Source organism: Vallitalea sediminicola (genome assembly GCF_054408565.1).
Genome location: NZ_BTPT01000182.1, coordinates 1 through 286, shown reverse-complemented (window position 1 = coordinate 286; position 286 = coordinate 1). Strand labels below are relative to the sequence as shown.

General features: G+C 33.9%; 1 pseudogene. It reads right to left on the bottom strand.

The features are described 5' to 3' along the window. Nucleotides 1–286: pseudogene (locus tag ACX6CF_RS26345) on the bottom strand (glutamine synthetase type III); the annotation flags it as partial.

The window sequence follows — 286 nt, the reverse complement described above, 5'->3', positions numbered from 1 at the left end:
CATGACTGGTGTTGCTGAATCTATCAGCAACACCAGTCATGTAATTGATACATGCAGGAATAATTTGTTTCTTAACCATTTGAGACATTGTAAGTCCTTCAATATTGATTATTTTGGCATATTCTTCAAAAACAATCTCTTTTCTTGATACTACTTCACCTTTTGTGAAAACACCATGTCTTTCAAATAATTCAAGAGCTTCTGGTTTATCAAAGTAAGTATACGCTTCAACTGTTGATGAAAGGTTAGGAAGTCCTCTTCTAGCTGCTTCTTCAATCCAATCATT